Annotated in this window: 32 protein-coding genes; 9 read left to right on the forward strand and 23 right to left on the reverse strand. The window is 66.9% G+C overall.

All coding sequences use genetic code 11. The features are described from left to right. Nucleotides 1–15: 15 nt before the first annotated feature. From IV501_RS13640 to IV501_RS13710, 15 genes are all read right to left on the reverse strand, one after another. Nucleotides 16–474 (reverse strand): flagellar hook assembly protein FlgD, encoded by a 459-nt coding sequence (locus tag IV501_RS13640; protein ID WP_200556871.1) that lies wholly within the window; start codon nt 472–474, stop codon nt 16–18. 16 nt (nt 475–490) lie between these two features. Continuing rightward, a complete protein-coding gene (locus tag IV501_RS13645; protein WP_200556873.1) occupies nt 491–2,008 on the reverse strand; it encodes a flagellar hook-length control protein FliK in 1,518 nt (505 codons plus the stop codon). Next, a complete protein-coding gene (locus IV501_RS13650) occupies nt 2,005–2,439 on the reverse strand; it encodes a hypothetical protein (protein ID WP_200556875.1) in 435 nt (144 codons plus the stop codon). Before IV501_RS13650 ends, IV501_RS13645 begins: the two co-directional genes overlap by 4 nt. Beyond that, a complete protein-coding gene (locus IV501_RS13655) occupies nt 2,439–3,746 on the reverse strand; it encodes a FliI/YscN family ATPase (protein WP_200556876.1) in 1,308 nt (435 codons plus the stop codon). Before IV501_RS13655 ends, IV501_RS13650 begins: the two co-directional genes overlap by 1 nt. Next, a complete protein-coding gene (locus IV501_RS13660) occupies nt 3,743–4,387 on the reverse strand; it encodes a FliH/SctL family protein (RefSeq protein ID WP_200556877.1) in 645 nt (214 codons plus the stop codon). The genes IV501_RS13655 and IV501_RS13660 overlap by 4 nt, the downstream gene beginning before the upstream one ends. Continuing rightward, nucleotides 4,377–5,393, reverse strand: coding sequence for a flagellar motor switch protein FliG (gene fliG, locus IV501_RS13665; RefSeq protein ID WP_200556879.1), 1,017 nt, complete (start codon nt 5,391–5,393; stop codon nt 4,377–4,379). Before fliG ends, IV501_RS13660 begins: the two co-directional genes overlap by 11 nt. After that, nucleotides 5,390–7,018, reverse strand: a complete 1,629-nt coding sequence (gene fliF, locus IV501_RS13670; RefSeq protein WP_200556881.1) for a flagellar basal-body MS-ring/collar protein FliF — start codon at nt 7,016–7,018, stop codon at nt 5,390–5,392. Before fliF ends, fliG begins: the two co-directional genes overlap by 4 nt. Continuing rightward, nucleotides 7,018–7,323, reverse strand: coding sequence for a flagellar hook-basal body complex protein FliE (gene fliE / locus IV501_RS13675; RefSeq protein WP_200556883.1), 306 nt, complete (start codon nt 7,321–7,323; stop codon nt 7,018–7,020). The genes fliF and fliE overlap by 1 nt, the downstream gene beginning before the upstream one ends. Nucleotides 7,324–7,325: 2 nt before the next feature. Continuing rightward, nucleotides 7,326–7,715, reverse strand: coding sequence for a flagellar basal body rod protein FlgC (locus IV501_RS13680; protein ID WP_200556884.1), 390 nt, complete (start codon nt 7,713–7,715; stop codon nt 7,326–7,328). Further along, a complete protein-coding gene (flgB, locus tag IV501_RS13685; protein WP_200556885.1) occupies nt 7,715–8,056 on the reverse strand; it encodes a flagellar basal body rod protein FlgB in 342 nt (113 codons plus the stop codon). Before flgB ends, IV501_RS13680 begins: the two co-directional genes overlap by 1 nt. A 127-nt stretch (nt 8,057–8,183) precedes the next feature. Continuing rightward, on the reverse strand, nt 8,184–8,531 hold the full coding sequence (locus tag IV501_RS13690) for a hypothetical protein (protein ID WP_200556886.1): 348 nt from the start codon (nt 8,529–8,531) through the stop codon (nt 8,184–8,186). A 1-nt stretch (nt 8,532) separates the two neighbouring features. After that, nucleotides 8,533–8,967 (reverse strand): flagellar export chaperone FliS, encoded by a 435-nt coding sequence (fliS, locus tag IV501_RS13695; protein WP_200556887.1) that lies wholly within the window; start codon nt 8,965–8,967, stop codon nt 8,533–8,535. Nucleotides 8,968–8,969: 2 nt separating this feature from the next. Further along, nucleotides 8,970–10,352: a flagellar filament capping protein FliD gene (gene fliD / locus IV501_RS13700; protein ID WP_200556888.1), complete on the reverse strand. Its 1,383-nt coding sequence runs from the start codon at nt 10,350–10,352 to the stop codon at nt 8,970–8,972. Nucleotides 10,353–10,487: 135 nt separating this feature from the next. After that, complete coding sequence (locus tag IV501_RS13705; protein WP_200556889.1) at nt 10,488–11,324, reverse strand: flagellin N-terminal helical domain-containing protein; 837 nt, start codon at nt 11,322–11,324, stop codon at nt 10,488–10,490. A 106-nt stretch (nt 11,325–11,430) separates the two neighbouring features. Beyond that, nucleotides 11,431–12,246: a sigma-70 family RNA polymerase sigma factor gene (locus IV501_RS13710; protein ID WP_200556890.1), complete on the reverse strand. Its 816-nt coding sequence runs from the start codon at nt 12,244–12,246 to the stop codon at nt 11,431–11,433. 437 nt (nt 12,247–12,683) lie between these two features. On the opposite strand from IV501_RS13710, the gene IV501_RS13715 reads away from it, so the two are divergent. The 4 genes from IV501_RS13715 to fliW are packed head-to-tail and all read left to right on the forward strand — an operon-like array spanning nt 12,684 to nt 15,883. Next, nucleotides 12,684–13,169 (forward strand): flagellar protein FlgN, encoded by a 486-nt coding sequence (locus IV501_RS13715; RefSeq protein ID WP_200556891.1) that lies wholly within the window; start codon nt 12,684–12,686, stop codon nt 13,167–13,169. Nucleotides 13,170–13,188: 19 nt separating this feature from the next. Then, entirely contained in the window at nt 13,189–14,619 is a 1,431-nt protein-coding gene (flgK, locus tag IV501_RS13720; protein WP_234698530.1) for a flagellar hook-associated protein FlgK, read from the forward strand. 2 nt (nt 14,620–14,621) lie between these two features. Further along, nucleotides 14,622–15,503, forward strand: a complete 882-nt coding sequence (gene flgL / locus IV501_RS13725) for a flagellar hook-associated protein FlgL (RefSeq protein WP_200556892.1) — start codon at nt 14,622–14,624, stop codon at nt 15,501–15,503. Next, complete coding sequence (gene fliW / locus IV501_RS13730) at nt 15,500–15,883, forward strand: flagellar assembly protein FliW (protein WP_200556894.1); 384 nt, start codon at nt 15,500–15,502, stop codon at nt 15,881–15,883. Before flgL ends, fliW begins: the two co-directional genes overlap by 4 nt. Before the next feature lie 65 nt (nt 15,884–15,948). On the opposite strand, the gene IV501_RS13735 is transcribed toward fliW, so the two are convergent. Then, nucleotides 15,949–16,464 carry a DinB family protein gene (locus tag IV501_RS13735; protein WP_200556896.1) on the reverse strand — a complete coding sequence of 172 codons (516 nt, stop codon included), beginning with the start codon at nt 16,462–16,464 and terminating at the stop codon, nt 15,949–15,951. A gap of 44 nt (nt 16,465–16,508) precedes the next feature. Between IV501_RS13735 and IV501_RS13740 the strand changes: the two genes are divergently transcribed. The 4 genes from IV501_RS13740 to IV501_RS13755 all read left to right on the forward strand — a co-directional run bounded on the left by IV501_RS13740 (nt 16,509) and on the right by IV501_RS13755 (nt 18,498). Further along, nucleotides 16,509–16,805, forward strand: a complete 297-nt coding sequence (locus IV501_RS13740) for a DUF2470 domain-containing protein (RefSeq protein ID WP_200556897.1) — start codon at nt 16,509–16,511, stop codon at nt 16,803–16,805. Nucleotides 16,806–16,849: 44 nt separating this feature from the next. Then, a complete protein-coding gene (locus tag IV501_RS13745; RefSeq protein ID WP_200556985.1) occupies nt 16,850–17,236 on the forward strand; it encodes a DUF4383 domain-containing protein in 387 nt (128 codons plus the stop codon). Between the two features lie 3 nt (nt 17,237–17,239). Continuing rightward, a complete protein-coding gene (locus IV501_RS13750) occupies nt 17,240–17,761 on the forward strand; it encodes a hypothetical protein (RefSeq protein ID WP_200556899.1) in 522 nt (173 codons plus the stop codon). Nucleotides 17,762–17,850: 89 nt separating this feature from the next. Next, entirely contained in the window at nt 17,851–18,498 is a 648-nt protein-coding gene (locus IV501_RS13755; RefSeq protein ID WP_200556900.1) for a biliverdin-producing heme oxygenase, read from the forward strand. A gap of 138 nt (nt 18,499–18,636) precedes the next feature. Here IV501_RS13755 and IV501_RS13760 read toward each other — a convergent pair whose 3' ends face one another. Beyond that, nucleotides 18,637–19,959 carry an ATP-dependent DNA helicase gene (locus IV501_RS13760; protein WP_200556901.1) on the reverse strand — a complete coding sequence of 441 codons (1,323 nt, stop codon included), beginning with the start codon at nt 19,957–19,959 and terminating at the stop codon, nt 18,637–18,639. Nucleotides 19,960–20,106: 147 nt separating this feature from the next. On the opposite strand from IV501_RS13760, the gene IV501_RS13765 reads away from it, so the two are divergent. Beyond that, nucleotides 20,107–21,069: a hypothetical protein gene (locus IV501_RS13765; protein ID WP_200556902.1), complete on the forward strand. Its 963-nt coding sequence runs from the start codon at nt 20,107–20,109 to the stop codon at nt 21,067–21,069. 30 nt (nt 21,070–21,099) lie between these two features. Here the strand turns inward: IV501_RS13765 and IV501_RS13770 are convergent, their stop codons facing one another. The 6 genes from IV501_RS13770 to IV501_RS13795 form a co-directional block, all read right to left on the reverse strand. Next, nucleotides 21,100–23,082, reverse strand: coding sequence for a bifunctional copper resistance protein CopD/cytochrome c oxidase assembly protein (locus IV501_RS13770; RefSeq protein ID WP_200556903.1), 1,983 nt, complete (start codon nt 23,080–23,082; stop codon nt 21,100–21,102). A 126-nt stretch (nt 23,083–23,208) separates the two neighbouring features. After that, nucleotides 23,209–23,496 carry an HU family DNA-binding protein gene (locus IV501_RS13775; RefSeq protein ID WP_200556904.1) on the reverse strand — a complete coding sequence of 96 codons (288 nt, stop codon included), beginning with the start codon at nt 23,494–23,496 and terminating at the stop codon, nt 23,209–23,211. 114 nt (nt 23,497–23,610) lie between these two features. After that, nucleotides 23,611–23,916 (reverse strand): 30S ribosomal protein S14, encoded by a 306-nt coding sequence (gene rpsN, locus IV501_RS13780; protein WP_200556905.1) that lies wholly within the window; start codon nt 23,914–23,916, stop codon nt 23,611–23,613. Between the two features lie 2 nt (nt 23,917–23,918). Then, the gene (gene rpmG / locus IV501_RS13785) at nt 23,919–24,086 is read right to left on the reverse strand and encodes a 50S ribosomal protein L33 (RefSeq protein ID WP_200556906.1); all 168 of its coding nucleotides are present in this window, start codon (nt 24,084–24,086) and stop codon (nt 23,919–23,921) included. Continuing rightward, nucleotides 24,086–24,322, reverse strand: a complete 237-nt coding sequence (gene rpmB, locus IV501_RS13790) for a 50S ribosomal protein L28 (protein ID WP_173182131.1) — start codon at nt 24,320–24,322, stop codon at nt 24,086–24,088. Before rpmB ends, rpmG begins: the two co-directional genes overlap by 1 nt. 207 nt (nt 24,323–24,529) lie before the next feature. Next, nucleotides 24,530–24,961, reverse strand: coding sequence for a hypothetical protein (locus IV501_RS13795; RefSeq protein ID WP_200556907.1), 432 nt, complete (start codon nt 24,959–24,961; stop codon nt 24,530–24,532). Nucleotides 24,962–24,963 lie beyond the last annotated feature (2 nt).

Consider the following 24,963-nt stretch of genomic DNA (forward strand, 5'->3'; position numbering starts at 1 on the left):
GCCTTTCTAGGTGAATCAGGCGGAAGGTGTGGGTGATGCAGAAGCTGTGGTGACGCCGGAGATGAGGTCGAGCGGCACGTCGACCCCTCCGACGGAGACGGTGGGCACGGCTCCGGCGAAGGACACGCTGTCGGCGAGGCCGGTGACGACCTTGCCGTCCTTGCCGGTGTAGGTGACCTGCTTGCCGACGTAGGCGGCGGCGGCGATGCGCATCTGCAATGAGAAGTCTTCGGTACTGGTCTGCGCCATCTCGGTCATCTTCTCCATCTGGGCCAGCTGGGTCGTCTGCGCGATCATCTGGTTGGTGTCCATCGGGGAGCTCGGATCTTGGTTTCGCAGCTGGGTGACCAGCAGGTGCATGAACACCTCGGAGTCCATCGTCTGCTTGGGGTCTCGCGCGACCTGGTTCGTGTACAACCCGGCGCTGTTGGCTGGCGCGCTGCCGGAGACCACGCCGGTAATCGGATCTGCCATTCTGTGTTCCTTCTGTCTAGGCGAGCACGTCGAGGCTCGACATCGTGCCGAAGGCGCGACGGGCGGTCGCGCTCTCCGGCTCGACGGCGATGGACGCGAGGCGATTGGGCGTCTGGCCCTCTGGCCGAGCCGGCGCACCCTGATGGGCACCCCGGTCCCCGCTGTCGGTTGGCTGGTTCTGGCTGGAGAGATCGAGATTCGCTGACGCGCCCTGACTGGCAAGGTCGCGGCGCAAGTCGGTGAGGATCGCCCGCAGCGCCTCTCGCCCGGCGTCGTTCGGCGCGAAGAGCTCCATGCGCACGCCGTCGGCACCGATGTGCGCGCGCACGGTGACCGGTCCGAGGTTCTCGGGCGTGACCTTGACAGTGACGATGTGGTCGCCGATCGGGCCGGTCGCGAGAGTGAACAGCGGCTTGGCGAGCTGGGCGGTGAAGGTGGGCGCGTTTGCGGGAGCGGGGGCCTGAGCCGCGGCGACCGGAGCGGCGGATGTCGCGGGCTGCACGTTCTGCGCGAGTGCGGGCAGCCCGGCTCCCGCCGCCCCACTCCCGCTCGCGTCGGCGATCCTCGGCGCCGTGTCATCGCGGAGGGAGCCGGGCACGACGGAGCCGGGGATCACGGCGGACACCTCGATCGGGAGCGACACGGTGGGCTGCGGTCTCGCCGCGGCGGGCTCCGCGGACGCTTCGCCTCGCGGCAGCGCAGCACCGTCAGCCGGAGCGACGGGTGCTGGAGCCGGCCTGCTGTTCTCATCGGCGGCCGGCGCGAGCGGCGCGCTTGACGGTGCGACCGGTGCGACCGGTGCGACCGGTGCGGCCGCGGTCGTCTTCGCCGTGGGCTTTACCGCGGGGGCAGGGGTTGGGTCGGCGGCTTGGAGAGTCGCGGAGGCTTGGAGAGTCGCGGAGGCTTGGAGAGTCGCGACGGCATTGCCCATCGCGGTCGCGGTCGCGGTCGCGGTCGCGGAAACCACGGTTGCCGAGCTTGGCGAGGCACCGCTAGGTGGCCCTTCGACGAGCTCAGGGACCGAAACTGGGTCAGAAATCGAGGGCAGCCCTGAGACGGAAACGAGCCCAGAGACCGAAACGAGCCCTGAGACCGAAGCGGGCGCGGGCGTCCCATCGATAACCGTCGCCTCGGCGGGGGTCGCTACGGCGGCCGCGCTGACCGCCGCCGATAGCATCGCCATCGGATTCGGGGTCGGGGTCGGGGCGAGTGTCTGCGGTGCGACCGTCGTCGGGTCGACGGTCGCGACGGTCGAGGCGTCTGCGGACGTCGGGTCGGCGGGCGTCGCGTCGACGGGCGTCGCGTCGGCGGGCGTCGCGTCGGCGGCCACGGTGGCCGAGTCGTCTTTCAACGCATCCGTCTTCGGCTGCGCGGAGTGCCTGCCGTGGCCGCGACCGACTGCCGTCGCGGGGCGCTCGGGTGCCATGGCGTCGGCGAGCGCCGCACCGAAGCTGGCAGCCCCGTTCTCACCCTTCGACTCCGAGCGGGTGGGCGCGGGCGCAGCCACCGGTGCCCCCAGGGTGATGCTGCTCATATCGCCTGTCCTTCCGCGGTGCGGTGCCACCCCGTGGTGACGATCTCGTCGAGCACGTTCTGCTCGGCGCTGAGGTCGGCGCTCCGTACGCCGTCGACGTGCTTGGCCTCGAGTTTTTCCAGGCCGACCGATCGGGCGCGGGCGGCGGTGAACGCCTGGCCCGCCGCATCCGCTTCGGTCTTGTTCGCGGCCTCGAGCGCCTGCAGCTCGCCAAGCATGCTGCGGGAGGCGGCGCGCGAGGCGGCGATCGCGTAGAGAACGGTGGTGTCAGTGACGTCGGGAGCGATGCCGCCGAGGGCTGCCCGCGCACGACGCTCGCGGGCGGTACTTTCGCGCACACGGGCGTTTGCCGCGGCGAGGTCGCTAGCGGCCTGATCCTGCTGAATCTGGCGCAGGCGCAGGAGACCCGCGAGCGGAAACAGTTTGGCCATCAGATTCTCCCGAGCTTCTCGGCCAGCACCGTGAGCTGCTGCCAGGCGGATTCGGTGCTGCTCTGGTCGCTCATGCTCTGACGCAAAAAGGCGTTGATCTCGGCCTCGTTGTCGACGGCCGCATCGACCTTCGGGTTGGCTCCGCGCTGGTAGGCGCCGACGTCGAGCAGGTCTTGGGCGGCGCGACGCGCGGCCATGGTCGAGCGCAGGACGGAGGCGACACGCATCCGCTCGGGAGCCGTCACCCGAGACGCGACACGGGAGATGGAGCCGAGGATGTCGATGGACGGGAAGTGACCGGCCACCGAGAGCTTGCGGTCGAGCACGACGTGCCCGTCGAGGATGGAGCGCGCCGCGTCGGCGATCGGCTCGTTGTGGTCGTCGCCATCGACGAGCACCGTGTAGATGCCGGTGACGGAGCCGATCTCGCCGGTTCCCGCGCGCTCGAGCAGCTGGGCGAGCAGCGAGAACGTCGAGGGCGGATAGCCGCGGGTGGCCGGCGGCTCGCCGACCGAGAGACCGATCTCGCGCTGCGCCATGGCGACGCGGGTGAGCGAGTCCATCATGAGCATGACGTGCGCGCCGTCGTCGCGGAACGACTCGGCGATGCGGGTGGCGAGGAAGGCGGCGCGGAGGCGCATCATCGCCGGCTCGTCGGAGGTGGCGACGACGACGATCGAGCGCGCCAGGCCCTCTGCTCCGAGGTCATCCTCGAGAAACTCACGCACCTCACGGCCGCGCTCCCCCACCAGCGCGATGACCGATACCTCGGCCTCCGTGCCGCGCGCGATCATCGACAGCAGCGACGACTTGCCGACGCCAGACCCCGCGAACAGGCCCATGCGTTGGCCGCGACCCATCGTCGTGAGGGTGTCGAGGGCGCGCACGCCGAGCTGCAGCGGCTGCTCGATGCGCGCGCGATGCATGGCCGACGGGCTGTCGTTGTCGAGCGAGACGTACCGGGTCGCGCCGAGCGCGCCCTTGCCGTCGATCGGTCGGCCGAGGCCGTCGATGACCCGGCCGAACAGCGCTTCCCCGGTCGGTACGAGAATCGGTAGGCCCTTCGTGCGCACGGGCGCGCCGGCGCTGATGCCGGACATCCGCCCGAGCGGCATGCACCGGATGCCCGTGGTCGTCACCGCGATGACCTCCGCGTCGAGGGCGACGGTTCCGTCCTCGCCACCGATGGTTACCAGATCGCCGATGGCGCAGTCGAGGCCGCCGACCTCAAGGCCCAGTCCGACGATGGAGGAGACGACTCCTACCCGCTCGGGGGCGGCGACACGGAGTGCTTCGAGCACGCTCATGCGAGGGCCTCCGCGAGGACGCGAGGATTCATCGCCGCCGCGGTCTCCGCGATGGCCGCGCGAGCGCGAGCGGTCGCGGCGGTGATGCGGGCGTCGAGGTATCCGATCGGCAGCTCGGCGATCGCATCGCCGCGCGCCAGGGACGGATCGGCGATCAGCGGAACACCGGCGGCGGCGATGATCTCGTCGTCGAGCACGGACAGGTCGATCGGACTGAGCCGGATCGTCGTCACCAGAGGCGCATCGGCGGTGGAGAGTGCGCGGGTGAGGGCGGCGCGGGCCGAGGTGTCGCCGGTGGCGAGTTCGATGCCGAGCAGCGCCTCGGCGAGCGCCAGCGCGTTCTGAGCCAGCACATCCTGAGCTTCGGAAACGAGCGGCATCGCGCGGGCGGCGAGAGCGGCGGAGGCGGCACCGAGGATGTCGATCGCCCGATCCAGTCGAGCCTGGCCGTGCCGGATGGTCGCGTCGTGCTCCGCCTGCAGTCTGGCGCGCAGTTCGTCGAGCTCGGCGTTTGCCGCCCGGAGCCCCTCGGCGTAGCCGGCCGCGTGACCGCTCGCGCGGGCGCGCAGGTCGGCCTCGTCCTGCTGCTCGGTGCGCAGGCTGGGAAAACGCAGGGTGGCGAAGGCCGGCTCAGGCGACATATTGATCGTCGTCCCCTCGCTGGATGGTGATGGCGCCCTGGGCCTCGAGGTCGCGGATGGCGCGAACGATCTCGGCGCGGGCCTCCTCGATCTGCTTCATGCGCACGGGCCCGAGGTTCTGCACCTCTTCCTCGAGGATCTCGCGGAGCCGCTCGGAGATGTTGGCCCGGATGACCTCGATCACGGCCTCGGTCGAGCCCTTCATGGCCAGAGCCAGCACGCTCGCATCGATGCCGCGCAGTACCTGCTGCACGTCTTTCTTCTCGAACTTGACGATGTCGGCGAAGGTGAGCAGGCGCGAACGCACTTCTTCGGCGAGGGCCGGATCGGTGACGTCGAGGCTCTCCAGCAGCGCGCGTTCGGTGGCGACATCCGCCCGGTTGATGATCTCGACCAAGGGCTGGACGCCGCCGACCACGTCGACGGTGTCGCGGGCGGTGACGACCGCGCTCGCGCGCACCTTGAGGGTGTCGGCGACGACGCGGACGGCCTCGGGCGCGGCGCTACCCATGGTGCCGATCGCCTGGGCGACCGCCGAGCGCACGTCGTCGTCGAGACCCGCCAGCACCGGAGAGGCATGCTCAGGGCGCAGGTGGGCGAGCACGAGGGCGATGGTCTGCGGCAGTTCGCCGTCGAGCAGGGTGACCAGCTGGCCGGGCTCCGCGCTGTCGAGAAACTCGAAAGCGCGGCCGCCCATACTCGAGGCGACGCGACCGAGCACGCCCGCGGCGCGCTCCGAGCCGAAGGATGCCTCCAGCAGCGAGGAGGCGAAGTCGCGACCACCGCGGGTGTTGCGCCCGCCCTTCATCGTGAGCTCGTGGAACTCGAGGATGGTGCGCTCGGCGACCGCGCTGTCGACGCGGCGCAGTCGGATGATCTCGGCGGTGATTTCCTCGGCTTCGGTCTCGGTGAACTGCTTCATTACCTCGGCGGCCCGGATCGGGTCGAGGTTCATCAGCACTACAGCGACCTTCTGCGTGCCGCTCAGAACCGCGGGTGCGCTCATGCGTTCTGCCTGTCGTCCATAAGCCCGCGCAGGAACTCGGCCGTGCGTTGCGGGTCGGCACCGGCAAGGGCATCGAGCTCGGCACGCTTGCGGTCGGTGTCGCCCGGCTCGATCGGCATCGGCGTGAAGGTGATCGGGGCTGCGGCGGCCGGCGGGGTGAGCTGCATCGGCACCGTCTGGTCCATCATGATCGAGCGCAGCTCTGCCAGTTCGCCGGCCTCCTTCTCGTCGCGCAATTCTCCGCTGCGACGGCGGAAACGACGCAGAAGCACGAGGGCGATGATCAGCGCGGGGATCGAGATCCCCAGCACGATGGCGGTGGTGCGGATGAGGTCCATCGTGCGCGCATCGGCTTCCGCCTTCTGCTGCGCGGCGATCTCCTTGGCGGCGCTGACCGCGCCCGCGGTGTTGAACGGCATCAGCTCGACGCTCAGCTTGTCTCCACGCTTGGTGTCGATGCCTGCTGCCGCGTTCACCAGCGACTTCACATTGGCGACGTTGAGGTTGCCGGCGGCCGCCGCGTTGATCGCGACCGAGACGGTCTGCTTGCGCAATTCGCCGGCCGGAATCGAGGTCTGCTCGGTCACCTGGTTGAGCGCGTTGTTCTTGGTGACCTGCTGCGATGTCACCCCGTTGGCGCCCGTCGTGGTTCCGTCGGCGCCGCTACCGCTCGGCACGGAGATGTTGTCGGGGCCGAGCACGCCGGCGCTGCTTCCCGAACCGCTGCCAGCTCCGCCGCCGAGCTCGGTGTTGCTCGACTCGTTGATCGCGGGCGAATCCGTGGGGGTGGTGTACGTCGTCGACGTCTTCTGGCCGGTGGCCTGGCTCATGTCCGCGGCCACCACGACGGTGGCGTTTCCGGGGCCGACCACCTTGTCGAGCATCGACTGAACGGCGGTCTGCACTCGGGTCTCGTATTCGGTCGACTGCTTCGAACCGGATGCCGCGCCATCCGTTCCCGAGGCGGAGAGCACGGAACCCTTCGCGTCGACCACGGTCACGTCAGACGACTTCATGCCGTCGACCGAGGCCGAGGTGAGGTGCACGATCGCCTGCACCTGGTCGTCGTCGAGCGAGATGCCGTTCTGGGTGGCGATGAAGACGGATGCCGTCGGATCGCTCTTCTCTGAGATGAACACGGTGTCCTTGGGGATCGCCAGCTTCACCGACGCCGTCTTGACGCCCTTCATGGCCTCGATCGTGGAGGCCAGTTCGCCCTCCAGCGCACGCTTGTACGTCGTGTTCTGCTGAAACTCGGAGGCGGTGACCCCCATCTTGTCGAGCAGGGAGTAGCCGCCGGTGTCGGAGGAGGGCAGCCCGGCCGCTGCCGCCTTGAGGCGTTCGGAGTAGACATCCGCCTCGGGCACCAGAATCGTGCCGCCGCCGTCGGTGAGCTGGTAGTCGACGCCGTCGGTGCGTAGCTGGTCGACGACACCGCTGGCGTCGGTGGCGCTGAGGCCGGAGAACAGCGGCGAATACTGCGGGCGGCTGAGCCAGACCGAGATGCCGACGATTCCGAGCACGAGCACCGCGACACCGATGATCGCCACGGTACGCTGGGCGATCGTGAATTCGCGCAGCCCGTTGGTGAAGCGCGAGAAGAAGGAGCTGAGCTGGGCGGGCATCAGGCCTGCATCCTCATGATCTCATTGAAGGCGTCGACGCCCTTGTTGCGTACGGCGGCGACGAGTTCGAGCTCGACCTGAGCGCGGGTCGAGGCGATGGTGGCCTTGTGGATGTCTTCGAGGTTTCCGGTGACCGCCTGCACGTTCAGGGCATCGGAGGTGGCCTGCGTCTGCTGCAGGCCGTCAATGGTGCCGCCGAGGATGGAGGCGAAGTCGGCCGCGCCCGTGGGGTTGGTCGGCGCGGTTGCCCCGACAGACGGCGCGCCGGTGATGCCGGCGACGGAGGTGATGGCGGAGATATCCATTACTAGCGCCCGATCTGCAGTGCTGCTTCGTAGGTGGTCTTGGCGCGATCGACGACCGCGGCGTTCGCCTGGTAGCCGCGCTGGGCCATGATCAGCTGGCCCATCTGGGAGGCGAGGTCGATGTCGGGCATGCGCACCATGCCGTCTTTGTCGGCGAGGGGGTTGTCGGGTGCATAGACCAGGCGACCCTCGGCCGAGCCGTAGGCGACGCCCTGCACATACACGCCCGAGGTGCCCGCGCCCTCCTGGGCGACGACGTAACGGGCACGGAATGCCTCACCGTCGGTCGGCTTGACGGTGTTGACGTTGGCGATGTTGTCAGAGACCGCGTCGAGCCACTTGCGGTGAAGGGTGAGGCCGGTGGAGGCGATGCCAATCGCGTCGAAAGTCATCAGGCACTCCTCATCGCGGTGCGCATCTGGGCGAACTCGGTGCTGACGGCCTGCGACGCGAACTGAATGCGCAGCACCGTGTCGATGTTGGAGAGAGTCTCGGTGTCGAGGTTGACGTTGTTGCCGTCGATCTGGGTCGGCTCGAGAGAACGCTTCACCTCGGGGGCGACCACGCCACTCTTCTGCTCTACCGACTTGGCGAGGGCGTCTTCGAATAGCACGCGCTTGGCGTGGTAGTCGGGGGTGTTCACGTTCGCGATGTTGTTCGCGATGACGCGCTGGCGGAGCGCCAGGCCGTCGAGCGCGCTGCTGAGTGCAGCGGCGGTGACCGATTCGAGCACGGATTGTCCGTTTCGCCTAAAAACGAGCGGCCGATCCGTGGCCTTCAAATGAGCGATCCCTGCTCTTCGAATTCAGCTATCGGCAGCCGCGCCCAATTCGTTAGGTGAAACGTCCAGGTGGATCTCGTCAGCCGGTCACATCGAGGTACGGCGAACCGCCGCCGACCTGGCCGGTCGGCACCGTGCGCAGCGCCGCGAGGTGTTTGCCGATGCTGCGCTGGCGTCGTTCGAGTTCGGCGACCCCGTCGTTCTGGGCGTCGAGCACGCGCGCTGCGCGCTCGCGCAGCTCCGCCGGCATCGGCCCGATGTCGCTCGGTAGCGACCAGACCCGCTCGCCGATCTCCGGCTCGCCGGCGTCATCGGAACCATTGGCATCCTTCGCGACAGCCCGCTCGACATACTGTTCCATTGCACTGAGCACGGCATCCCAGTTGTCCCACCTGGCGTTCGCGTTCGCGTTGGTGAAGCCCGTCACGTCAGGCGACGCCGAGGTCGCGGCTGATGGCGCCGGACGCCCCCGCGGCCGGCTGCACCGAGAGCTGAGCGGCGGCCTCCTGCCAGGCCTGACGCAGTGGCTCGAGGTGGTCGATGGCTTCGTGGATGCCCGCGGCCTCTCGGCGCACGTTGGCGAGCACGAGCAGGCTCTGGCAGTACTGATACAGGGCGAACAGCTGGGGACCGCCGTCCCAGAGGTCGACCTTGAGCGAGCTGCTCAGCTCGGTGACGATCGCCTGCGCGTGCAGCAGATTGTTCGACATGGTCTGCCAGTCGGCACTCTCGTGGGCGACCGCTGCACGCTCCAGGTCGAGCATCAGACGGTCGTAGAGCATCGTGAGCAGGCGAACCGGGGAGGCGGACAAAACGGCGTCGTTCGCGTATTGGGTGCGCTGGGCACTGAAGGTCAGGGTCATGATCAGCTTCCGCTAGAGGAGGAGGAGAGCGATGAGAGCTGCGAGGTGAGGGCAGCCGACTGTGCCTTCATGTTGCTCAGCAGCACCTCCATCGCGGAGTAGGTGCGCTCGAGCGTGCTTTTGCGACTGGCGAGACGGATGTCCCAGGCCGCAACCTGGTCGTTCAGCGACGTCACCGACGACTGGTCTCCGGTGATCCGCTGCGTGATCTGTCCGGTGTACTTGTCCGAGGCGATGTCGGTGACGGCAGCCACCCGGGTAGAAATGGTCTGCAGCGCCGCGTTGACCGCATCCGGATCCGCCGCCAAGGCCGCCTGGAACTTGTCGGTGTCGAAGGTGATGGTGCCGTCCTTCGTCACGCTGATGCCGTACTCCGACGGCGAATGTCCGTCGATCGGCATGGTCGCCGCAGACATGACCTTGTCGTCGATGTCGCGCACGGTGCTATCTCCGGCGAAGACGCCGGCCTTCAGGCTGGTCGTGCCATCCGCGTTGGTGACGGTGCTGCTCGCGCTCTGGTTGCTGATCACGCTGAACACGAGGTTGAGGGCGTCGACCAGGGCGCTGGCCTTGCTGGCGACAGCGCTCGAGTCACGCCCGATCGTGATGGTCGTCGGATCCGTGGATGTCGCCGACACGGTCACCGAGACGCCGGGCAGCAGATCGGTGAAAGTGTTGCTCGCCGAGGTGACGGTCTGCTCTGCGGAGGTTCCCGCCCAGAGCTTGACGCTGGCATCCTGCGCGGTCTTGGTGATCGCCGCACCCGGCGCGGTCAGCACATTGGTCGCCGTACCCGCTGCGACGTTCGCGGCGGTGCCCTGATAGACGCTGAACGCCGCATCCGCGCCGGTGGTCTTGCTGGAGAACTGCAGACGGTAGACCGGGTTGCCGCCGGAGTCTTTTCCCGCGGCGACCTTGGTCGCCGTCACCCCGGCGCTGGAGGCGTTCACCGCGGTGACCACATCGTCGAGCGAACCAGAAGCAGCGCTGATCTCGACCGGCCCACCGTGGCCGACGATCGTGATTGTCGCCGGAGTCGGCCACGCGCTCATGGCGGCCGAGACGCCGATCTGGTTCTGCGCGAGCGCACTGACGACGACCTGCAGCTCCCCACCGGTCGCGCCGGCCCCGGCGGTGGCTTTGACATTCGTGTTGCTGCTGGAGGCGGAGTACAGATCGAGCGCGCCGGGTTTGGACGCGGCCTTGGCGAGAACGCCGAGTGCCGCGATCTTCGCGTTGAGCGACTGCAGTGCCGTGATCTCGGCAGTGGTCGAGGTGACCTGTGCCTTGAGCAGGTTCTGCGGGATCGACTCCGACTGCATGAGGCTGGCGATCAGCGAGGTGGTGTCCAGGCCGCTGGAGAGCCCATCGAGGGAGATTCCCATGTCGTTTCCTTTGCGCTATCGCCGAGTAGAGGGGTGGGCAGACGATAAACGCCCGGCGGCGATCGATTTGAGAGGTCCAGGTCTCATCACGACAGCCACCGGGCGTTGTCCTTCTACCGTCTAGCTGTTTCCGGGTTAGCGGAGCAGCTGCAGGACGCCCTGGTTGCCCTGGTTCGCCTGGGCGAGCATGGCGGTGCCGGCCTGCGACAGGATGTTCGAGCGGGTGTACTTGACCATCTCGGCAGCCATGTCGGTGTCGGTGATGCGCGACTTCGCCGCGGTCAGGTTCTCGGTGGAGACACTGAGGTTGCGGATGACGCTCTCGAAACGGTTCTGCTGCGCACCGAGGTTGGCACGAGCGGTCGAGACGGCCGTGATGTTGGTGTCCAGCGTGGCGATCGTGGTCAGCGCCGCGGCACTGGTGGCGAAGCCGGCTGCGGCGAGTCCGGAGACCGTGGTGCCGATGGCAGCAACGTCGGTGTTGGAGACGGTGATCTGGTCCTCAGCTGCGACCGAACCCGCGCCGACCTGGAAGGTCAGGGTGCCCGTGGCGTTGTTCAGCAGCTTGGTGCCGTTGAAGTTGGCCGATGCGCCGATTCGCGTGAGCTCTGCGCCGAGCGCCGTGACCTCGGTGCCGATCGCGGCACGCGACGTCGCGTTGTTCGAGTCGTTGCCGGCCTGGACGGCCAGGTCGCGAACGCGCTGGAGGATGGTCTGGACCTCGCTGAGCGAACCTTCAGCGGTCTGGATGACGCTGATGCCGTCCTGCGCGTTGCGGCTGGCGACGGTGAGGCCGCTGACCTGGGACTGCAGACCCTGCGAGATGGCCAGGCCGGCCGCGTCGTCTGCTGCGTGGTTGATGCGGAGACCGCTCGAGAGCTTCTCGAGGGACTTCGCGAGATCGTTCTGCGTGTTGCTGAGGTTCCGGTACGAGTTGAGTGCCGAAATGTTGGTGTTGACCTGCATACCCATGGTGTTTTCCTCCGTGATTGGGTCTTCCCGAATCGGCCCATCCGTGGTCCGACGTTGATAGCTATCGGCACCCCGCGAGTTCGCGTTAGGTGCGAAGCAAACTTTTTTACGACGCGGCAGAAATGCGCTGCGTCACGGGCGCCATACCCGACGCCATGCCGGCGAGCGCGCTGGTCGCCACGCGAGCCAGGTATGCGCTACGCGCAGCAGGAGAGATGCGCGACACCGGTGCGTGCTGCTTCTCGTCGTCCGCGTAGTGCGTCTCCAGCCCGTCTTTGAGCAGACGGATGGCTTCGGCCCGCTGCTGCGAGACCGCAGAGTGCGTGATCCCCAGCTCGTCGGCGATCTCCTTGACCGAGCGGTCTTCGAAGTAGACCTGGGTGACGATCACGCGCATCTTCTCCGGCAGCGACTCGACGGCCGCGCGCAGAAAGTTAAGGCGCTCACTCGAGAGGAGCGACTCTTCGGGCAGCGCGATGTCGGCGATCAGGAAGTCCGACACGGCGTCATCGAGGGTCGAAACGGTACGGGCGGCATCCGCGAGTCCGGCCGAGACCTCCTCGCGGTCGACGCCCATCGCCTCGGCGATCTCATCGACCTTCGGGCTGCGGCCGAGGGCCGCGGTCAGCGTCTCCTGCACCGCGGTGGTCTCTTTGATGCGCTTACGGGCGCCCCGCGAGGCCCAGTCGCTGGAGCGCATCTCATCGGCGAACGCACCGACGATGCGCTTACGGGCGTATGCACCGAAGGGAACGCCGAGGGTGGAATCGAACGCGTCAGCCGCGGTCACGAGAGCGAGTGCGCCGGCCGAAGCCAGGTCGTCGCGAGAGAGGTGGGTGGCTTTCGCCCACACCTCTGACACCAGGTAACCCACCAGTGGGAGATTCTCCACAACCAATGCGTTGCGTTCCGATTTGTTCACAAGCCGTGCCCCCGTTTGCGATCCCAGTCGCGTTGCGGCGACATCCGTAAGGGACGGATGCCGTAAAACTTTGCAGTTCGTTTTCGGGTAGGTGTTGCGGGTGAGAGGTGTTTTTCGAGCGGTTCCGTCGGGGTGCCAGCCCCGCGATCCGGTTTTGACTCTATGGCGCTGACAACCCCCGTGACCAGGAAATTCGGGGTCTACGCGGCCGTTTTCGCCCCCAGTCCGGGGGACCGCGTACCCCGTTTCAGCGAATTAGTCCTCCATGGTGCTGACACCCGCCCGTGTCCCCCACGGCCTCGAATTCGCACCCGAAGATGACTAACGCCCGGCGTACCCTTGCCGATAGTCCCCACCGAACGAGAGTGGAGAAAATGACGTCGGTGGCACGAGCAGTGGGAACGTCAGCGCTTGCAGACGACCGGACTGGAGCAGACATGAGTGCGAACGAGCTTTCGGCCAGCCTGTGGCGTGAGCGGGAGCTGCTCGACCTGCTCGTCTTCAAGCTGGAGGAGGAGCAGTTCATCCTCTCTTCCGGCAAGACCCGCTGGCTTCAGTTCGCCACCCGTGAGGTCGAACAGGTCATGGAGCGTCTGCGCCAGGCTGGCCTCGCCCGCACCGTCGAGGCATCCATCGTCGCCAACGAGTGGGGAGCAGAGGATGACGTCACCCTCCGTGAACTCGTCGCCCTCGCGCCGAACGGCCCATGGGCCGACATCTTCACCGCGCATCTCTCGGCGATGACCGAGCTGACCAACGAGATCCGCGAACTGCGTGACCTCAACGAGCACTACCTGCGCACGGCCATCCGCTTTGTGCAGGAATCGCAGAGCGAGGGCAGCACCGACAGCGGAACGTACACCGCCAAGGGCGACACCGGGTCGTCCGGTGGTTCGTCCCACATCTTCGACGTGACCCTCTGATCGAGTACCGGACACGAACATGGTGAGCACTTTCGGCGGTCTCAGCACCGCATACTCCGGTCTGAACGCCGCCCGCCAGGGCCTGGATGTCGTGGGGCAGAACATCGCCAACGCCACGACCGCGGGCTACACCCGTCAGCGCATCACCACCTCTGCGGTGGGGTCGCTGGCGCAGGTCGGCCCGCTGTCTGGCGGCAGCCCGCGCGTCGGACAGGGCGTCTCCGTCGACGGTGTCGCCCGCCTCGGTGACGCGTTCCTCGACGCCCGCGTGCGAATCACCGCCGCGGCCTCCGGCAATCTTGCGGTGCGCTCGAACACGTTCACCGACATCCAGGCCTCACTCAACGAGCCGGGCAAGAACGGCATCTCCGCCCAGCTCTCCAGCTTCTGGAGCGCCTGGAGCGCCGTGAGCAATCAGGCCGGGCAGGCAGCGCCGGCCGGAGTGCTGCTGCAGACCGCCACCGCACTGACGAACCAGATCGCCGCGGGATACACCGCGCTGAACGACCAGTGGACGCAGACCCGTGGCAAGCTCACCGGCATGGTCGATGAGCTCAATCAGGCTGCCACGTCGGTGGCAGCCCTCAACGGCGAAATCCGCTCCACTCTCGCCCGTGGCGGCTCGGCAAATGAGCTGATCGACCAGCGCAATCAGCTCACGACCTCGATCGCCGCCCTCACCGGGGGCACAGTGCGGGAGCTGCCCGACGGCACCGCCGAGGTCTTGGTCGGCGGCAACGCCCTAGTTTCGGGCGACACGTCGTACCAGCTTTCCGTGTCCGGCAGCAGCACGATGGAGGGTGCGAGCGGGGCCCCGCTCACACTGCAGTGGACGGCCCGCCCGAATATCCCCGTGTCGGTTGAATCCGGTGAGATCGCCGGCGCTCTCTCGGTGCTCGCCGGCGCAAACGCCAGTGGCACCGGCGGGGCGATCGCCGAGGCCGCGGCCGGATACAACAAATTCGCCACCTACTTGGCCAACGCGGTCAATGCGGTGCACTCCGGCGGCACCACACCGAGCGGTACCACCGGCCTGAGCTTCTTCGCCGTGTCCTCCACCGGACCGGCCGCGCTCGGGTTGAGCGTCATCCCGACCAGCGGCGCGGAAATCGCCACCGGCACCGCCGGCGCAGGTGGCAACGACGGCTCGAACGCCGCCGCCATCGCGCACCTGGGTAGCGCCGCGGGTTCGCCAGACTCGGTCTGGTCCACCTTCGTCACCGGAATCGGCGTGGCGGCCAAGAGCGCACTGCAGCAGGCGACCCTCGCCGACAGCGCTGCCTCCAACGCCAGCAAGGCTCAGCTCTCCAACTCCTCGGTCGACATGGACGAAGAGAACGTCAACATGCTGACCTTCCAGACCTCGTACCAGGGTGCAGCCCGCGTCATGACCTCGATCGACGAGATGCTCGACACCCTCATCAACCACACCGGAATCGTCGGGAGATAACCGTGCTGACACGAGTGACCAGCCAGACCAGGATGCTGAACGCCCAGCACAACCTGCAGTCCAGCGCCGCCCAGTTGGCGAGGCTGCAGGATCAGTCCACCACCCTGAAGAAGATCGCAGTGCCGTCGGATGACCCCTCCGGCACCGCCGATTCGATGCGGGTGCGTGCCGCCCAGTCGGCCAACGCCCAGTACGGTCGCAACATCGACGATGCGACCGGCTGGCTCGACACGGTCGATTCGACGTTGTCGGCGACCACCGACATCCTGCGCCGGGTTCGCGACCTCACCGTGCAGGGTGCCAGTGACGGCTCGCTGTCGGCGACCGCCAAGGAGGCGATCGCGAAGGAGCTCGAGGGGCTGAAGAGCGATCTGATGGCCAAGGCGAACACCTCGTATCTCGGCCGAACCGTCTTCGCCGGAAACTCGGATGCCGGAGTTGCGGTGAACCCGAACTACACCTTCACCGGCACCGGCAGCACGGTTCAACGCCAAATGGACGGCACGTCGAGCGTGCGCGTCGACTCCGATGGCGCCGCGGTGTTCGGCTCCGGCGCGACCTCGGTGTTCGCACTGCTCGACACGATCGTCAGCGACCTGCGCACCGGTGTGAACGTCGGCCCGCAGTTGGCCAACATCGACAGCGCAATGACGGCGGTGAGCACGGAGCAGAGCAGCGTCGGTGCTCGTCAGCTTCAGGTGGAACGAGCAAAAGGATTGAACGTGGCAGCGACAGGAACCCTCGAGGCGAAGCGGGCCGACGTCGAAGACGTCGACATCGCAGAGATGGTGCTGCAGCTCAAGCAGCAGGAGGTCACCTACCAATCAGCATTGGCGGTCACCTCGCGCACCCTGCAGCCCACCCTGATGGACTTTCTGCGATGAGCACGAGCCTGAGCTTCGTCGCTCCCCTGCCGGGCTTTGCCCCCTTCACCGACTTCACCCTCGACGATATCGAGGGTGCGAGCGGCCTGTACTCGCTCCGCGCAGTCGGCAACGACAGCATCCGTCTGTTCGTGCTCGACGCTTCTGTCTACATCCCCGACTACGCGCCGGAGCTCTCTGACGAGCAGTGCGGCACGCTCGGCGTGACCCAGCCCGAAGATGCCATCGTGCTCGTGGTGGCGAATCCCGGCGAAAGTGGAACCAGCATGAACCTGATGGCACCGATCGTGGTCAACAGCCACACCGGGTCCTCGGCTCAGTTCATCCTGGAGAACCAGGACTGGCCGTTGCGCGCGGAGCTGACGGCCCGCTCGGCGTAGCCCGCGAGTACTTGGCCGGTTGAGTAGCCGTATCGACACCCGCTACTCGACCAACGAATGTCGCATCAGCGCACGTCCCAGAGGTGATGAATCGGGTCGTGGATGAAGTATTTCGCCAGCGTCTCGGTGGTGAACGCCGCGCCGTCTCCGCGCAGCCCGCGGCGCTGCCAGGCATCCGCCGGAACCGCCTCGAAGGCCGCGGCGAGAACGGATGCCGCCTCCACCAGTTCCACGCCCACCGTCGCCGGATCCTGCTCGCCGTACCGTTGGGCGACAGCCGTCGCATCCTGGTCCCAGTTCTCGAACTCGGGCTCGTCCTCCTCGAGGATCAGCGCAAGACGGGTAGCGAAGATGCGGAACACGTCGCGCACGTGGGCCGCGTATTCCAGGGGCGACCACGTGCTGTCGTCCGGCCGCACCGCGACATCCGCTCGCTCGAGCACGGCCGGCCAGGCCGCGGCATTGGCCCGGATCATGTCGGGCACGTCGGCGACCGTGATGGTCGAGGCGTCGTAGCCACAGTCGGGGCACGGGGCTTCGAGCACCCAGGTCCAGTTCTTGGTGTCGGGGACGATCGGCATGAAACCATGGTCCCCCATCGGCTGCGCCCAGTACCGTAGATTTCGTGCCAACATTCGAACCCGATGTCGTCGCCGCCATCCTGAAGCACATGAACGGCGACCACGTCGACGACAACCTGCTGATCGTGCGCGCCTTCGTCGACCCAGCGGCCACCACCGCCTCGATGACCGGCTTCGACGGTGACGGCGGTCTCTGGACCTACCGCACCCCCGCCGGCGAGTTCGTCAGCCGAGTACCGTGGCGCGAACCGATCAGCGAGCGCGCCCAGGTGCGGGCCGAGGTGGTCTCTCTGTACGAGCGCGCAGCCACCCAGCTCGGCGTCGAACAGCGGCCCCATTGAGCGAGGTCACGGCCCAGATCTCGCCCGCCGGCTCTGCCAACCGGATGCTCGCGGTCGTTCTCGGCGCGCTCTACGTCGTTCTCGGTGCGCTCGGGTTTGCCAGCACCGGCGGGGTCGGATTCTTCAGCACCCAGGGCGGACTGCTGCTCGGCATCTTCGAGGTCAATGACTTCCACAACATCGCCCACCTCGTCATCGGCGCCGCTCTCGTGATGGCCGGACTCTCCGGCCGTGCCGCCGCGCTCATGCTCAACCGCATCGTCGGCACGCTGTATCTGCTCATCGGGCTCGCCGGACTGTACGTCGTCGGCACTCCGCTCAACGTATTGGCGCTCAACCTGCAAGACCACGTGCTGCATTTCGCCAGCGCGATTCTGTTGCTCGCGGCATCCCTCGGCACGGAGCAGCCCGCGGGCCCGCGCCGCGGCTGACGGATGTCGCCCGTCACCCGCAGCTGGCTGGCCTTCGCCGCCATCGGCGCGGCCCTCATCCACATTGCCCTGAGCCTCGGAGCACCGGGGCCGTTCGCCGTGGGTCTCGTGCTGCTCGCGCTGTTCGAACTGCTCTGGGGTGTCGCCTGCCTGTCCCGTGATCGACTCGTGCTTCCCCAGGCCGCGAGGGCGGTCGCGCTCGTACCCGCCCTGATCTGGGCGCTGCTCTTGGTGATCGGCGCGGCGCTCGGTTCGCCGGACGTCGCCGCTCCCCTGGCGTTCGTGCCGATGGGCACGGCCACCGCGTTCGAGCTGGCTATCGCGATTGTGCTGAGCGTTCGGTTGCGCAGCCCCAGGGCGAATGTCGATCGGGTGAATGTCGATCGCGGCGGAGCTCGCTCGTTGCTCGCCATCGTCGTGGGTGCGCTCGTCATTGCGGCCCTCACCGCCCCGGCCCTCGCCTTCACCCAGGCCGGCGTTGCCGCGCCCTCCGAGCTGCAGTTTCCGGGGCATCCCGACCACTGATTCTTCGCCGATTGCCAGGGAGAACGGATGTCACCGGCGCAGGCCACCCCCTAAACTAAGGGTCACCTTACCTACCGTTCGGAGTGCCCATGCCTGACGTCATTCCCTTCTCGCAGGCGCTGCGCGAGCGCACCTGGTCGAGCCACGGTGACAGCGAGGGCGCCGATTTCATGACCGATCTGATGTCGGGCCGCGGCACGCGCGAGGATTACATCGCCCTGGTGGCCCAGCACTTCTTCATCTACGAGGCACTCGAGGCCGCAGCGGATGTCATGGCCGACAACCCGGTCGCGGCCCCATTCATCTCGCCTCACCTCACTAGGCTGCCGGCGATCGAGGCGGACCTCGAGTTTTTGCTCGGTGCGGCCTGGCGCACGGCCATCACGCCGCTCCCCACCACACAGCGCTACGTCGAGCGCATCTCCGGTGTCGCCGCGGGCTGGCCCGGCGGATTTATCGCGCACCACTACACGCGGTACCTCGGCGACCTCTCGGGCGGCCAGGTCATCCGCTCCCTCATGCAGCGCCAGTTCGGCTTCGAGACCAACGGCGTCGGCTTCTACCTGTTCGACGAGATCGCCAGCCCGAAGCGGTTCAAGGAGACTTACCGCGACCAGTTGGATGCCGTGACCTGGGACTCCGACGAACGCGACCGCGTCATCGACGAGGTGCTCATCGCGTATCGCTTCAACACGGAGCTGTTCGTCGACCTGGCCCGCGCGAAGGTCGTCGCCTAGCCACCCCAGCACTCCGTTGCGCCCGTTTGTGCGGGTTGTGCCTGCTCGGGCAGGCACAACCCGCACAAGACGGCACAAGTTCGACCAGCGCGGTAGTAACCGACCGGGTCGGTTACAGTCATGGACCCCATAACCGAGCTAGCCGGTTACCCCGGATTCGCGGGCCTCGAGCGCCGGCACGGCGGATGCCCGACTCATGAACCGCTGCACGTCGGGGTCGACGCGGATATCACTCGGCCGCAGCGGACGGGTGAGGTACAGCCCGTCGAGAGCGGTGATGCGGCTGAGCGCGACGTAGGTCTGACCTGCACTGAACACCCCGGAGCCGAGGTCGACTATGGCGCGGTCGTAGGTCTTGCCCTGCGACTTGTGGATGGTGACCGCCCAGGCCAAGCGCAACGGAAACTGGGTGAACTCGGCGACGATGTCTTTACGCAGTTGCTTGGTGCTGGGCGAGTAGGTGTACTTGAACTTCTCCCAGATGGCCGGCTGCACCTCGTGCTCCTCGCCGTCGACCTCCACGAACACCGTGGAGGAGATCTTGGTGACCGTGCCGACCGTGCCGTTCACCCAGCGCTGACCGCCCTCGCCGTTGCCGGTGTCATTGCGCAGGAACATCACCCGCGCACCCACCTTCAGATCGAGCGACTCATCGGCGGGAAAACCACGCCCGGCGAAGTCACCACTCACCTCGGCCTTCGCGGTCTTCGCCTTGCCGGTCAGGCGACCGAGCTCCAGCGCGTTGATGCGCGTCACCGTGTCGTTACGGGTGGCCAGAGTGATGGCGCCGTCGGTGGGCGCCGGCCGCGCACCGACCGAGTTGAGCCGCCCTGCCATTTCCGCGGTGACCTGCCCATGCCGCACACCATTCAGCAGGTACTTGAACTCCCCCTCGTGCTGCCGGTGAATGGTGGTGAGCTCGAAGATTCGCAGGTCGGCGTCATCCCAGACCTTCGCATCGAAGAACCACATCGACCGGTACTGGTCGGTGAAGTACGCCCGCTCGTCTTCATCGCCGGGCACGGGCGCCAATTGATACGGATCCCCGAACAGCACGACCTGCACGCCACCGAAGGGGTCGCGCGGCTTCTGCCGTGCCTGCCGCAGACTGCGATCGATGGCATCCACGAGGTCGGCATTGACCATCGACACCTCATCGATCACCAGGGTGTCGATAGTGTTCAGCAGCTTCTTCAGTTCTGCCGTCTGCTCGATCTTGTGGTCGGCGATGACCCCGATCGGCAGCCGGAACAGCGAATGGATGGTCTGCCCGCCCACGTTGAGTGCCGCAACACCGGTCGGGGCGCAGATGACCACCTGCTTGTCGGTATTCCACGACAGGTGGTTGAGCAGCGTCGATTTTCCGGTGCCAGCACGCCCCGTGACGAAGATGTTCTCGCGCGTCTTCTCGATCGCTTCGAACACCGCGGCCTGCTCCGCAGAGAGGGTGAAGTCGCTCACGAAGCTCCTCTCGCCGGGCTCGGACGTGTCGGGATGCCGACCGGCCCGCACAGCCTCTCCAATCTACCCGCGACATCCGTGCCCCCGGTCCGCGCCGCACGCCCCTGTGAGTGAACGGCGCCAAGCCCGCCCACTTAGGATGTGGACATGCGGCGCAGGGGGTTCACCACGTGGATCGTGCTGGGCGGGGTGCTCGTCGCCGCCTTCGTCGTCACCGTGACGACACTCAACCTCACGCTGTACAGCGCGAACGGGTTCGTCGGCTCCTACCTCTCGGCCCTCGCGCGGCACGATGTCGCCGACGCCTTGAGAACGCCGGGCGTCACCGCCCCGCGGAACGCGTCGCGTGCGCTGCTGCGATCGGATGCCATGGCCGAGCTGTCCGACATCCGTTTCGTCTCCGACAGCACGACCTCCACGGGCGCCCACCGGGTCACCGTGTCGTACCGCCTCGGCGACACCGCCGGTCGCTCGACATTCGAGGTGCGGCGCGATGGCAGCCATCTCGGGCTGTTCTCTGCCTGGCGGTTCGCCGCCACTCCGGTCAGTGCGCTGCACGTCACTGTCGACCACGCCGCGAGCTTCGTCGCCAACGGACTGCCCGAGAACCCGACGAACGGTGACGGCACCTATCTCGTGTTGACGCCGGCGGCGATCACCCTCTCGCACGCGTCTGCGTACCTCACAGCCGCGCCGACAACGGTGTTGGTCGACGATCCGGGCGTAGTTGCACCGGCCACGGTCGAGGTGCGGGCGAGTGCCGCCTTCGTGAAGGCCGTGCAGAAGCAGCTGGATGCGCAGCTGGCCTCCTGCGTGAAGCAGACCGTGCTCCAACCGACCGGGTGCCCGATGGGCCAGCAGATCCGCGATCGGGTTCAAGACACCCCCACCTGGTCGATGGTGAAGCTGCCCGTGGTCACGATCGCCGCGGCGGGCGGGATCGGCAATTGGGCGGTCCCCCCGACCGAGGGAACCGCGCACCTAAAGGTCACGGTCAAGTCGATCTTCGACGGAACGGTGTCGGTCTTCGATGAGGACGTGCCATTTTCGGTCGCCTACGCGATCATGATCGCGGGCGACGGCAGCCTGCAGATCACCGCGCAGTATTAGCGCGTGGAACTCGCGCGTACTGAATGCCGCCTAGGGTCGCGGCGCGCCGTCCCTGGCCCGCTCTTCCAGCATCCGGTTGTACTCCTCGAGATCGCGGTCACCGTCGCGGTCGGCCTTGCGGTCGAGGCGTTTGGCCTCACGGTCGTCGCTTCGGCTCCACATGATCGCCACCGTGATGGCGAGCACCACCGTGGGGATCTCGCCCACACCCCAGGCGATACCGCCGCCGGCCTGCTGGTCGGCGATGGCACTCGGCCCCCAGGTGCGCCCCATCGCGCCGTACCAGTTCGCCAGCAGCAGCCCGGTTCCTGTGGTCAGAGCCAGCCCGAAGAATGCGTGGAACGCCATCGTCGCCAGCAGCGTCAGCAGCCGCATCGGGTATGAGGCGCGGAACGGAACCGGGTCGACGCCGATCAGCGACTGAACGAACAGGTAGCCGGCGATGAGGAAGTGCACCGTCATCCACTCGTGCCCGATGTGGTCGACGGTGGCCCAGCCGAACAGCGGCGAATAGTAGAACGCCCAGAGGGAGACGACGAAGATGACCGCGGTGATGAGCGGGTTGGTGAGCACCTTCGATATCGGGGCATGCACGACGATCATGATCCACTCGCGCGGGCCGCGACTTCCGTCGGTGCGCTTGTGGATGCTGCGCAGTGCGAGCGTGATCGGTGCGGCCGGGGCAAGGAGCACCGGGATCATCATGCCGAGCAGCATGTGACCGAGCATGTGGGAGCTGAACAGGTACTTCTCGTACACGTTGATGCTGCCGTTTGTCACATAGAACAGCACCGCGAGCCCGGCCAGCCACAGCACGGTGCGGTACCAGGGCCAGCGGTCGCCACGGCGGCGCAGGCGCCAGACTCCGGCGAGGTAGAAGAAAGCCAAGAAGGCGCAGACGAGCACCCAGATCAGATCGAAGTTCCACAGGGTGAAGTAGCGCCCGACGGTGACCGGGGGCGGCAGCGGTCCGCTGGTGAGCACCCAGGCGGGAGAGGTACCGCCGCGGGTCTGCGCGACGGGAGTCTGCGTCTTGGCGAGCGCGGCGGCGACACCCGAGGCGAGGCCCATGAAGCCGAGCTCCGCCGCGACGAGCCACCAGAAGAATTTGCTTCCGCCGTTTGTGGCGTTCTGCATCTTCTTCACCAGGAGCGTGCGCTGGGCGAGGCCGAACAGACCGAGCACGAGCAGGGCCAGCACCTTGACCAGCACCAGGATGCCATAGGGAGTAAGCAACTGCGGCAGCGTTCCGACACGAAGGGCGGCATTCACATAGCCTGAGGCGGCCACCACCACGAAACAGATGATGGCGAGCGTCGAATAGCGGGCGATCACCGGGCCGATCCGCCCACCCTCGAGGCTCTTCCGCAGCAGCACGATCGTGACCAGACCACCGAGCCAGATCGAGGCGAAGACCAGGTGGAGTCCGAGCGAGCTGGTCGCCGCGTCGTGACCGGCCGCATCCCCCGAGTGTCCCTGCAGCGTCGCCGGCACAAGGCCAGCCGCAGCGAGCACCGTCACGAAGAGCAGCGCGGTGCGGTTGCGCACGGCGAAGCAGAGAACGGTGACGACCGCGGCGATCAGCACGGTGGCGAGCCAGGACGGCCCGAGGCTCTGCCCGGCCGGCTGACCAGACAGAAACTGCCCGAGCACCGAGCCGAAGTTCTGGTCGAAGCTCACCGGCGTGCCCGACAGGCTGAGGAAGGTGAGAAAACCGGTGGCGGCGGAGGCGACCGTCCAGAAGGCGGAGGCGGCAGCGGCGATGTCGAGCGCCTTGCCGAACTCGGGCTTGTCGTTCAGCGCGAAGCAGACCAAGACCAGAGCGCCGAGGGTCACGGCCACGCCGAGATTGCCCAGCATTGTCGCAATCGGGAGTCCGATGCGCACGACGGCTCCGGGGTCGAACACCGCCTGAGGGGCCGCCGCACCGCCGAAGGCGAGAGCCCAGAGCAGGGACAGAAAAGCGACGACCAGCAGAAGGGCTGGCCCGGCGATCCTCACGAGCCTGGGCACGACATCCACCCTAAACGAGGTCGTCCCGGTAAAACGCCGAGAAGACGGGCTGAACGGATGCCGCACCAACGACGAAGGGGACGCCGACCGTGTGGTCGACGTCCCCTTCGGGACTGCAGAGCAGGACTACTTGGCGGCGGCCTTGAGCTTCGAGCCCGCGCTCACCTTGACGCCATAACCGGCCTTGATCTCGATTGCCTCACCCGTGGAAGGGTTACGGCCGGCGCGAGCGGCACGGTGGGTGCGCTCGACTGCGAGCCAGCCCGGGATCGTGACCTTCGTGCCCTCGCCCACCGAAGTGGCGAGAGTCGAGAACAGAGCGTCGAGGACGCCGTTGACGGCGGCCTGGCTCTGCCCAGACTGAGCGGCGACTGCCGCGACGAGCTCGGTACGGTTTAGTGACTTGTCAGCCATTGAAGTCCTCCTCGGACGTTGTGCTTTGCAGAACAAACATTGCTGCTCAAGAGAACAGACCTGCGTGCATGAATCGATCGGCCCTGAGAAGTTATCCCCCGAGCCGCCTGTAATTTACCAGCTTGACTTAGTAATACCGGGCAATTCTCCCCGGTGCGCCATATCGCGGAATCGTACACGGGAAACGCCGAACTGGCTGAGGAAACCACGCGGACGACCGTCGATCGCGTCGCGACCACGAACGCGCACCGGCGAGGCGTTGCGAGGAAGCTTCTGCAGGCCGAGGCGAGCGGCTTCGCGCTGCTCGTCGGTCGAGGTGGGGTCGACGAGAGCCTTCTTCAGCTCCAGGCGCTTGGTCGCGTACCGTGCGACGACGATCTTGCGCTGCTCGTTCGCAGCGATCTTGCTCTTCTTCGCCATGGTTAGCGCTCCTCGCGGAATTCGACGTGCTGGCGCACGATGGGGTCGTACTTCTTCAGCACCAGACGGTCTGGGTCGTTACGACGGTTCTTTTTGGTCACGTAGGTGTAACCGGTGCCCGCGGTCGAGCGGAGCTTGATGATCGGACGAACGTCCTGGGACTTTGCCATTAGATCTTCTCCCCACGGGCAAGGAGATCCTTGACCACAGACTCGATACCGCGAGCGTCGATGACCTTGATGCCCTTGGCACTCAGGGTCAGCGTCACGTTACGGCGAAGCGACGGGACGTAGTACTTCTTCTTCTGCACATTCGGGTCGAAGCGTCGGTTGGTGCGACGGTGCGAGTGCGAAATGTTGTGTCCGAAGCCGGGAACGGCTCCAGTCACCTGGCACACTGCGGCCATGGTTTTCCTCCATCTACCGTAAACGGGCCAATCCCTTCCATAGGGGAAGGGGCCCGGTTACCCAAGGTTTCTTGTCGGCGCACGCGATCCACCGCAGAAATTCATGGGGATCCGTACACGTGGCTGGCGAGATTCGCGCAGCAGCGTCCAATACTACGGGATGCCCGCGAGCTCAGCAAACACGCCGGTGGCACGCATCCCGCTTCGCTACGGCGTGCAGACCTTGCCGATGGCCACGAAGTCGTCACTGACCGCGGTCGCCGCGTCCTGCAGGGCAGTCGTGTCGGCGGATGCGGGGTTCGCCGATACCGCCTCGACCTTGTCCACCAGAGCCGTGAGGGAGGCATCCGCCGTCTCTGCCGCCTTCTTCACGTCGACATTCTTCAGTTTGCCCACGGCGGTGTGGAAGTCGGCCGAGACCGTTTTCAGCTTCTCGAGCGCTGTCGCCGGATCGGTGGTCATCGATGTCACGCTGCCGGCGATATCACTGCTGGCAGCGCTCATCGTCGTGGCGATGGACGCACACGATTCGACCTTCGACGCCGCGGAGCTCACGGTACCGATCGCACTACAGCCGGAGAGGGCGAGCGCGGCGACGCCGACGGTGGCGAGGAGGGCGAGGGAACGGGCTGTCGACATGG

The sequence above is a fragment of the Lacisediminihabitans changchengi genome (assembly GCF_016634425.1).
Taxonomy (GTDB): domain Bacteria; phylum Actinomycetota; class Actinomycetes; order Actinomycetales; family Microbacteriaceae; genus Lacisediminihabitans; species Lacisediminihabitans changchengi.

Bases quoted from the DNA above. Each gene is read 5' to 3' on its own strand.
- fliF (WP_200556881.1), bottom strand. From the start codon at position 7,018: ATGCCCGCCCAGCTCAGCTCCTTCTTCTCGCGCTTCACCAACGGGCTG.
- IV501_RS13745 (WP_200556985.1), top strand. From the start codon at position 16,850: ATGCTCGCGGTCGTTCTCGGCGCGCTCTACGTCGTTCTCGGTGCGCTC.
- IV501_RS13775 (WP_200556904.1), bottom strand. From the start codon at position 23,496: ATGGCTGACAAGTCACTAAACCGTACCGAGCTCGTCGCGGCAGTCGCC.
- rpmG (WP_200556906.1), bottom strand. From the start codon at position 24,086: ATGGCAAAGTCCCAGGACGTTCGTCCGATCATCAAGCTCCGCTCGACC.
- fliG (WP_200556879.1), bottom strand. From the start codon at position 5,393: ATGAGCGCACCCGCGGTTCTGAGCGGCACGCAGAAGGTCGCTGTAGTG.
- IV501_RS13755 (WP_200556900.1), top strand. From the start codon at position 17,851: ATGCCTGACGTCATTCCCTTCTCGCAGGCGCTGCGCGAGCGCACCTGG.
- fliW (WP_200556894.1), top strand. From the start codon at position 15,500: ATGAGCACGAGCCTGAGCTTCGTCGCTCCCCTGCCGGGCTTTGCCCCC.
- IV501_RS13705 (WP_200556889.1), bottom strand. From the start codon at position 11,324: ATGGGTATGCAGGTCAACACCAACATTTCGGCACTCAACTCGTACCGG.
- IV501_RS13650 (WP_200556875.1), bottom strand. From the start codon at position 2,439: ATGGCCAAACTGTTTCCGCTCGCGGGTCTCCTGCGCCTGCGCCAGATT.
- IV501_RS13795 (WP_200556907.1), bottom strand. From the start codon at position 24,961: ATGTCGACAGCCCGTTCCCTCGCCCTCCTCGCCACCGTCGGCGTCGCC.
- IV501_RS13640 (WP_200556871.1), bottom strand. From the start codon at position 474: ATGGCAGATCCGATTACCGGCGTGGTCTCCGGCAGCGCGCCAGCCAAC.
- IV501_RS13645 (WP_200556873.1), bottom strand. From the start codon at position 2,008: ATGAGCAGCATCACCCTGGGGGCACCGGTGGCTGCGCCCGCGCCCACC.
- IV501_RS13750 (WP_200556899.1), top strand. From the start codon at position 17,240: ATGTCGCCCGTCACCCGCAGCTGGCTGGCCTTCGCCGCCATCGGCGCG.
- IV501_RS13765 (WP_200556902.1), top strand. From the start codon at position 20,107: ATGCGGCGCAGGGGGTTCACCACGTGGATCGTGCTGGGCGGGGTGCTC.
- fliS (WP_200556887.1), bottom strand. From the start codon at position 8,967: ATGACCCTGACCTTCAGTGCCCAGCGCACCCAATACGCGAACGACGCC.
- rpmB (WP_173182131.1), bottom strand. From the start codon at position 24,322: ATGGCCGCAGTGTGCCAGGTGACTGGAGCCGTTCCCGGCTTCGGACAC.
- IV501_RS13655 (WP_200556876.1), bottom strand. From the start codon at position 3,746: ATGAGCGTGCTCGAAGCACTCCGTGTCGCCGCCCCCGAGCGGGTAGGA.
- IV501_RS13735 (WP_200556896.1), bottom strand. From the start codon at position 16,464: ATGCCGATCGTCCCCGACACCAAGAACTGGACCTGGGTGCTCGAAGCC.
- IV501_RS13660 (WP_200556877.1), bottom strand. From the start codon at position 4,387: ATGTCGCCTGAGCCGGCCTTCGCCACCCTGCGTTTTCCCAGCCTGCGC.
- IV501_RS13680 (WP_200556884.1), bottom strand. From the start codon at position 7,715: ATGACTTTCGACGCGATTGGCATCGCCTCCACCGGCCTCACCCTTCAC.
- rpsN (WP_200556905.1), bottom strand. From the start codon at position 23,916: ATGGCGAAGAAGAGCAAGATCGCTGCGAACGAGCAGCGCAAGATCGTC.
- fliD (WP_200556888.1), bottom strand. From the start codon at position 10,352: ATGGGAATCTCCCTCGATGGGCTCTCCAGCGGCCTGGACACCACCTCG.
- fliE (WP_200556883.1), bottom strand. From the start codon at position 7,323: ATGGATATCTCCGCCATCACCTCCGTCGCCGGCATCACCGGCGCGCCG.
- flgK (WP_234698530.1), top strand. From the start codon at position 13,189: ATGGTGAGCACTTTCGGCGGTCTCAGCACCGCATACTCCGGTCTGAAC.
- IV501_RS13715 (WP_200556891.1), top strand. From the start codon at position 12,684: ATGAGTGCGAACGAGCTTTCGGCCAGCCTGTGGCGTGAGCGGGAGCTG.